Source organism: uncultured Winogradskyella sp. (assembly GCF_947496485.1).
Taxonomy (GTDB): Bacteria; Bacteroidota; Bacteroidia; order Flavobacteriales; family Flavobacteriaceae; genus Winogradskyella.
The window spans coordinates 250,528-258,048 of record NZ_CANMCZ010000005.1; the positions used below are offsets into that span (position 1 = coordinate 250,528).

The following is a 7,521-nucleotide window of genomic DNA, read 5'->3' on the forward strand; positions in this document are numbered from 1 at the left end:
ATTCATATATTGCAATAAAAAATAATAGCTATTAGAATGAAGAATATTTTACTCACCATTGGTCTGCTACTAACTTATAGTTTGATAGCCCAGAATCCCAATTTATCCAAAGAAAATAAAGAATTATTAAGAGAATTAAACGAACAAGAATTACTTCGTAAAAGCAGAGTAAATAATTATCTTCAAAGTCACCCTGAGAAGACGGCTAGTCTTATTGATGACGGGTTTAACTTTGCATACATCTATGATGTAATTAATGGTAAGGCAGTATACAGATCTACAGACAATTTAGAGGCTGCAAGAGGAACAAAAACTGTAGATTTATGGACAGGTGGAAGTCTTGGTTTAACCTTGGATGGTTCAGGAATGACTGTAGGGGTTTGGGACGGAGGCTCAATAGATAACACGCATCCTGAATTTGGAACTGCATCAGGAACTGAATCTCGTGTTACAATTATAGATAATTTTGATAGTAACATAACTTTTAGTTCGCATGCAACTCATGTTTCAGGTACTATATCAGCTAAAGGTGTAGATCCAAATGCTGTTGGAATGGCACCTAATGTTAATATCAAATCTTACAATTGGACAGATGACGAAGCAGAAATGGTTACAGCTGTAAATGACCCAACTAATCCAATTATTCTTTCTAATCATTCTTATGGTATTCCAATTAATCAAGATAATGGTCAACTAGATGCCTCTCAAATAGGTGCTTATACACAAGGTGCAAGAAACGCAGATAATATTGCAAAGAATAATCCTAAATATTTAATAGTAACCTCTGCTGGTAATTCAGGCAATGTTAGTTATCCAGGAGGAATGTATCCAGATTATGACAAGCTAACCTCAGAGAAAAATGCCAAAAATACGCTTATTATTGCTAACGCTAATCCCTCTGTAACTGAGCAACCTTTATTTAGTGGTAACTATGAACTTTTTAGCCTAGCAATAAATTCTGGCAGTAGTCAAGGACCTACTGATGATTTAAGAATAAAACCAGATATAGCTGCTGATGGCTCAAATTTGTATTCTACGGCTCTGGATGGATCTTATAGAACTACTTCAGGGACTTCAATGGCTTCACCTAATACAACAGGTACACTAGTATTATTACAGCAATACCATAATCAACTCAATGGTTCTTATATGAATTCTTCGACATTAAGAGGGTTAGTATGTCATACAGCAATAGATGATAGTGTTACAAATGGACCAGATCCAATATTTGGATGGGGATTTTTAAATGCCAGAACTTCGGCGACAACAATAATGGACGCAAATAACTCTGCGGCTGTAATGGACGAATTAACTTTGGGAGAAGGTGAAACCTATACTTTCACAATATCAGCAGAAGCTGGGGATAAATTATCTGCTACAATGTGTTGGACAGATATGCCAGGTCAAGTTTCAGACGGAACAGTGAATGATCCAACTCCAAGACTTGTCAATGATTTAGATTTAAGAATTTCAGATGGAAGTACAACTTATCTTCCATGGAAATTAGATTTTAATCCATCGAGTGGTTTTTCTAATTCTAAAGGGGATAATAATGTGGATAATATAGAAAGAATAGATATAGAAGCTCCAACAACCGGAATGTATACATTTACAGTGACCCATAAAGGAACTTTGCAAGGTAATGTTGGAGGACCTTTTGATCCACAGAGCCAAGATTTTTCTATAATTGTAACAGGTAATAACCTTACGCTGGGTGTTGATGAAAATGATTTGGCTAGGAGTTTAGTTGTTTATCCTAATCCTTCTAAAGGAGAATTTACAATTAGTTTTGAGTCTAATTTAAGTAGTAACAATAATAATGTTAAAGTAGATATATATGATCTTCAGGGAAGGTTGGTTTATAACAATAACTTCAATAATATATCATCAATTTTTAACGAGACAATTTCTTTAGATAATGCAAAATCTGGTGTATATATGCTGAATATATCTGATGGTAGTAGAGTCACTTCACATAAATTAGTGATAAATTAACTTAAAAATTAGAAGAGAAGATTGTCTTAAATTTCAATTTTCACTTTATTATAACAGCTTAGAAAGCTAGCTTTCTAAGCTGTTATTTTTCCGAAAGAGATTCAAAATATTCATATATTGCAATAAAAAATTAAAAAATTATGAGAATGAAGAATATTTTACTCACCATTGGTCTGCTACTAACTTATAGTTTGATAGCCCAGAATCCCAATTTATCCAAAGAAAATAAAGAATTATTAAGAGAATTCAATCAACAAGAATCGCTTCGTAAAGAAAGGGTTAATGCTTATCTTCTAAGTCATCCTGAGCGAAAAGCTACTCTTATTGATGACGGGTTTAATTTTGCATACATCTATGATATAATTAATGGTAAGCCAATATATCAATCAACCTCCAACCTAGAAGCTGCCAGAGGAACAAAAACAGTTGATTTATGGGCAGGAGGTAGTCTAAATTTAAATTTAGATGGCTCTGGAATGACTGTAGGTGTTTGGGATGGAGGTCCTGCGGATAACACCCATGCTGAATTTGGTACTACCTCAGGAACAGGGTCTCGGGTTACAATTATAGATAGCCAAGTTGTTGATGGTGATACAGGCTCTAGTTCTCATGCAACTCACGTCGCAGGAACTATATCAGCTAAAGGTGTAGATCCAAATGCTATTGGAATGGCTCCTAATGTTAATATCAAATCTTACAATTGGTCCAATGATGAAGCAGAAATGATTACAGCTGTTAATGATCCAACTAATCCAATTATTCTTTCAAACCATTCTTATGGTATTCCAATTAATCAAGACAGTGGTCAGTTGGATGCTTCTTTCATTGGTGCTTATTCTCAAGACGCAAGAGATATTGATAATATTGCAAAGAATAATCCTAAATACTTAATAGTATGGGCTGCTGGTAATGATGGAAATGTAAGTTATCCAGGTGGACTTTATCCAGATTATGACAAACTAGTTGCAGAGTTAGTTGCTAAAAATAATTTAGTTGTTGCTAATGCTAACCCCTCAGTAACGGAGCAACCTTTGTTTAGTGGTAATTATGAATTATTTAGTTTGGCTATCAATTCTAGTAGTGGTCAAGGACCTACAGATGATTTAAGAATAAAACCTGATATAGCTGCTGATGGCTCAAATTTGTTGTCTCCTACTCCTAATGGATCATATTCAACGTTTTCAGGAACGTCAATGGCTTCACCAAATACTGCAGGTACTTTAGTGCTTTTACAACAGTATTATAACCAATTATACGGTGAATATATGAATTCATCGACATTAAAAGGTTTAGTATGTCATACAGCAATTGATGATAGTGCTACAACTGGCCCTGATCCAATATTTGGATGGGGATTTTTAAATGCCAGAGCTTCGGCGACAACAATAATGGACGCAAATAACTCTGCGGCTGTAATGGACGAATTAACTTTGGGAGAAGGTGAAACCTATACTTTCACAATATCAGCAGAAGCTGGGGATAAATTATCTGCTACAATGTGTTGGACAGATATGCCAGGTCAAGTTTCAGACGGAACAGTAAATGATCCAACTCCAAGACTTGTCAATGATTTAGATTTAAGAATTTCAGATGGAAGTACAACTTATCTTCCATGGAAATTAGATTTTAATCCATCGAGTGGTTTTTCTAATTCTAAAGGGGATAATAATGTGGATAATATAGAAAGAATAGATATAGAAGCTCCAACAACCGGAATGTATACATTTACAGTGACCCATAAAGGAACTTTGCAAGGTAATGTTGGAGGACCTTTTGATCCACAGAGCCAAGATTTTTCTATAATTGTAACAGGTAATAACCTTACGCTGGGTGTTGATGAAAATGATTTGGCTAGGAGTTTAGTTGTTTATCCTAATCCTTCTAAAGGAGAATTTACAATTAGTTTTGAGTCTAATTTAAGTAGTAACAATAATAATGTTAAAGTAGATATATATGATCTTCAGGGAAGGTTGGTTTATAATAATAACTTCAATAATATATCATCAATTTTTAACGAGACAATTTCTTTAGATAATGCAAAATCTGGTGTATATATGCTGAATATATCTGATGGTAGTAGAGTCACTTCACATAAATTAGTGATAAATTAACTTAAAAATTAGAAGAGAAGATTGTCTTAAATTTCAATTTTCACTTTATTATAACAGCTTAGAAAGCTAGCTTTCTAAGCTGTTGTTTTTTTAGAAATAAATATCAATCTATTTATTTTTATTCTTTAAAACTATTAGAGAGTCTAGTTTTTGTTTTGTTTTAATTCCCTTCGGCGAGTCTTTAAGTTCTGGACTCAAATTTTCAAAAGCTTCACGAAACGCAATAGCATCAAAATTAGGTTTGTTAGCTTCTAAGCCAATAAGATTTAGACTAAAATAGTTATCGTTGTATTTTTTTACATAGGTTAATGGATAGTCTTGTGTTGCAATACTTGATTTTTCTAAAAGTTTATGAAGTGAATCCCTGACCTCTTTACCAGAGGAAAGACCTTCAGAGCGGTATTTGTAAACAATTTTTCTACTTTCTTCCCTAATCGAATCCATTCCAGCTCTAAAAAGAATGAAACCTTTATTAGATTTTGATCCAGTAATTTTTGAAAGCATCAAATTATCTTTGTTTAAATTAATGTCAATATTGCTATTTTCTAACATGAAAATTAATTGTCCTTGCATCTTATCTGACGACATAAAATGTATAGTTGGTTCTGCCACTTTACCAGACATCCTAAATTTTCCGTCAGCAATAATTGCTGTGTCTTTTATATGTTCTCTACCATTTTCTGTTATTCTTTTTAAATAAATTTTAGCACCATCAGATACGCCTTTAGCTGTACCGTCTATTTCATAATTTGATCTAGTTCCCTGACAAGAAAATAAAACTATGCTAAGGACAGATAGAATAATAAGTTGTTTCATTGAATTTTGCATAAGTGTTAATTAAAAAAACATGGTTGTTTAAAGTTCAAAATATGTGTTGTAAAAGATAAATTTATACAATATAACTTCCTTAATATTTAAATAGAGTAAAGATTACTTCAATAGTGCCTTTGACACAAGGAGTTAGTTATAAATCATTATACGAAAATAGAAATTTTATGATGATTGATATAATTTATACAAAACTATAGATTAAAACTTTTTAATATTAAAAAAAATAAATTTAAAAAATGTCTAAAAATAAGAGTTAATAGTCAGTTTTACTTATGAGGTAAAAAATAAAACTAATTGATGGCATCTATCAGAGAGTGATAAACAAAATTGTATTTTAGCGAAAAAAATATAAAATACTTCAATACCAATTTTATACAGAAACAATAATTTACAATAAACTTTGTTAGAGTATATATTAATCTAAAATGCAAATAAAATATATAATAGCAATTGCTTGCCTTTTTTTACTCAGTGAGATAGACTGTCAAGTAAAGTTAAATAATACAAACGCTCCTCCTGTCAACGATTTATTCGGTAAAGATTCAGCCACCGTTAAGCGTTCTAAAGGCTTTAAAAATTTGGCTACTATAGATATGTATCTACAGTTTACCAGTACTATAGATTCAATTGAAGTAGATACTACGATATCAATTAAAAAGGATTATAGATTTAATTATCTACAGAGAGATAATTTTGGTCTAATGCCGTTTGCAAATATTGGGCAAACATATAATACTTTAAGTTTTAATGCCGCAGATGATAACACTGTACCGTTATTTGGAGCAAGAGCACGTCATTTCAATTATTCAGAAAGTAATGAAATAAAATATTACGAAGTTCCTACACCTTGGACAAGATTGACTTACAAAACAGCATTTGAACAGGGGCAAATGTTAGATGCTTTCTTTTCTCTGAATCTATCAAAACAATTCAACTTTTCAATTGCTTATAAAGGATTAAGATCTTTAGGTAATTATCAAAATGCACTTACCAGCTCTGGAAATTTCCGTTTCACATCAAAATACAAAACAAAGAGCGAAAGATACAATGTAAGGATGCACATTGTTATGCAAGATATATTGAATCAAGAAAATGGTGGATTGAAAAATGAAGACATATTGAATTTTGAATCTGGTGAAGAAGAGTTTATAGACAGATCCGTATTTGATCCCAATTTCGTAAATGCAGAAAACATTTTAAGGGGTAAGATGTTTTATATTAATCACTCATACGATATAGTAAAGAAAATTGATTCAATTAATCAAAACAAGGTTTCTATTGTCAATACTATTTCTTTGGAAGACAAATATTATCAATTCAATCAAACATCTCCAGTAACAACTTATTTTGGTGATGCTTTTACAGTTGGTATAGATGATAAGGTTAAATTGGAAAATTTTAAAACTTCTTTAGGTCTTAATTATTTTAATGATACACTAGGGGAAATAATGTTTGCTGTAAATTATACGGATATTAATTATGGATACGATAGTGTTGTTTTATTTCCAGGTGAAACCATTCCAAATAGAATAAAATATAATTTTTTTGGAGTAGAAGGATCTTATTCTAAATCATATAGAGGTTTTAATATAGAAGGCCAAGGGGGATTGAATCTATCTGATGAATTTGTTGGAAGCTATGTAAAAGGTATTATAAATGTAAAATTACTTGATGACTTTATAGTAGGAGGAGGTGTTAATATTAATACTAGACTTGCTAATTATAACCACCTATTGTATCAAAGTGACTATGTTAATTATAATTGGTATAATTTTAATGACTTTAAGAATATCAATACTCAACAATTGAATTTTAATGTTAAATCTGAAAAGTTTTTTAATGCTAATTTAGATATATCTAATATAGAGAATTATACATATTTTAATCTTGAAGATACGATTGATGAAGTTAAAATTGTAGCACCAAAACAATACGATAAGTCGCTTCAATATTTAAGATTAAAAGTGCAAAAGGAGTTTAGGCTTGGTAATTTTGCTTTAGATAATACTATAATGTATCAAAATATAGTAAGTGATGATAATGTGCTGAACGTTCCAACCGTTATAACAAGAAACACGTTGTATTATTCAAATCAGTTATTTAAAAAAGCAATGACTTTGCAAACAGGTGTAACCCTTAATTATTTTTCAAAGTATAAAATGAATGGTTATGATCCTCTGTTAGCAGAATTTTACAATCAAAATGAAACAGAATTAGGTGGTTTCCCAAGATTAGATTTTTTTATAAATGCAAAAATTAGGCAAACTAGGATATTTTTTAAAGCTGAACATTTCAATTCGTCATTCACTGGTTATGAATATTTTTCCGCACCCAATCATCCATACCGAGACTTCACAATTCGTTTTGGGTTAGTTTGGGATTTCTTCCTATAAGGTATTTAAACAATAATTAATTACCGTAGTATATTATTTGATTCGATTTGAATAAATATTTGGTTATAATTCCTTCATAATAAGCTTATTAAAAAGGTATTAGAAATAAAGTAGAAAAAGTTGTTGTAGGATTAAAAAGGAGTTATATATTTGCGCCCTCTTAATGGCGATATAGAGTCAAAGAGGGTAGT

The 7,521-nt window shown here is 31.2% G+C and carries 4 protein-coding genes; 3 read left to right on the top strand and 1 reads right to left on the bottom strand.

All coding sequences use genetic code 11. The features are described from left to right. Positions 1–36 precede the first annotated feature (36 nt). Both Q0822_RS15405 and Q0822_RS15410 read left to right on the top strand, forming a co-directional pair. Positions 37–1,995: a S8 family serine peptidase gene (locus Q0822_RS15405; protein ID WP_299125292.1), complete on the top strand. Its 1,959-nt coding sequence runs from the start codon at positions 37–39 to the stop codon at positions 1,993–1,995. Between the two features lie 146 nt (positions 1,996–2,141). After that, positions 2,142–4,106, top strand: a complete 1,965-nt coding sequence (locus Q0822_RS15410; RefSeq protein WP_299125295.1) for a S8 family serine peptidase — start codon at positions 2,142–2,144, stop codon at positions 4,104–4,106. Positions 4,107–4,214: 108 nt separating this feature from the next. Here Q0822_RS15410 and Q0822_RS15415 read toward each other — a convergent pair whose 3' ends face one another. After that, positions 4,215–4,922: a DUF4369 domain-containing protein gene (locus Q0822_RS15415; RefSeq protein ID WP_299125298.1), complete on the bottom strand. Its 708-nt coding sequence runs from the start codon at positions 4,920–4,922 to the stop codon at positions 4,215–4,217. A 440-nt stretch (positions 4,923–5,362) separates the two neighbouring features. Here Q0822_RS15415 and Q0822_RS15420 point away from each other — a divergent pair, with 440 nt between their 5' ends. Next, positions 5,363–7,330: a putative porin gene (locus tag Q0822_RS15420; protein ID WP_299125300.1), complete on the top strand. Its 1,968-nt coding sequence runs from the start codon at positions 5,363–5,365 to the stop codon at positions 7,328–7,330. Positions 7,331–7,521 lie beyond the last annotated feature (191 nt).

Coding starts and splice junctions, on each gene's coding strand:
- Q0822_RS15415 (WP_299125298.1), bottom strand. CDS start 4,922: ATGAAACAACTTATTATTCTATCTGTCCTTAGCATAGTTTTATTTTCT.
- Q0822_RS15410 (WP_299125295.1), top strand. CDS start 2,142: ATGAAGAATATTTTACTCACCATTGGTCTGCTACTAACTTATAGTTTG.
- Q0822_RS15420 (WP_299125300.1), top strand. CDS start 5,363: ATGCAAATAAAATATATAATAGCAATTGCTTGCCTTTTTTTACTCAGT.
- Q0822_RS15405 (WP_299125292.1), top strand. CDS start 37: ATGAAGAATATTTTACTCACCATTGGTCTGCTACTAACTTATAGTTTG.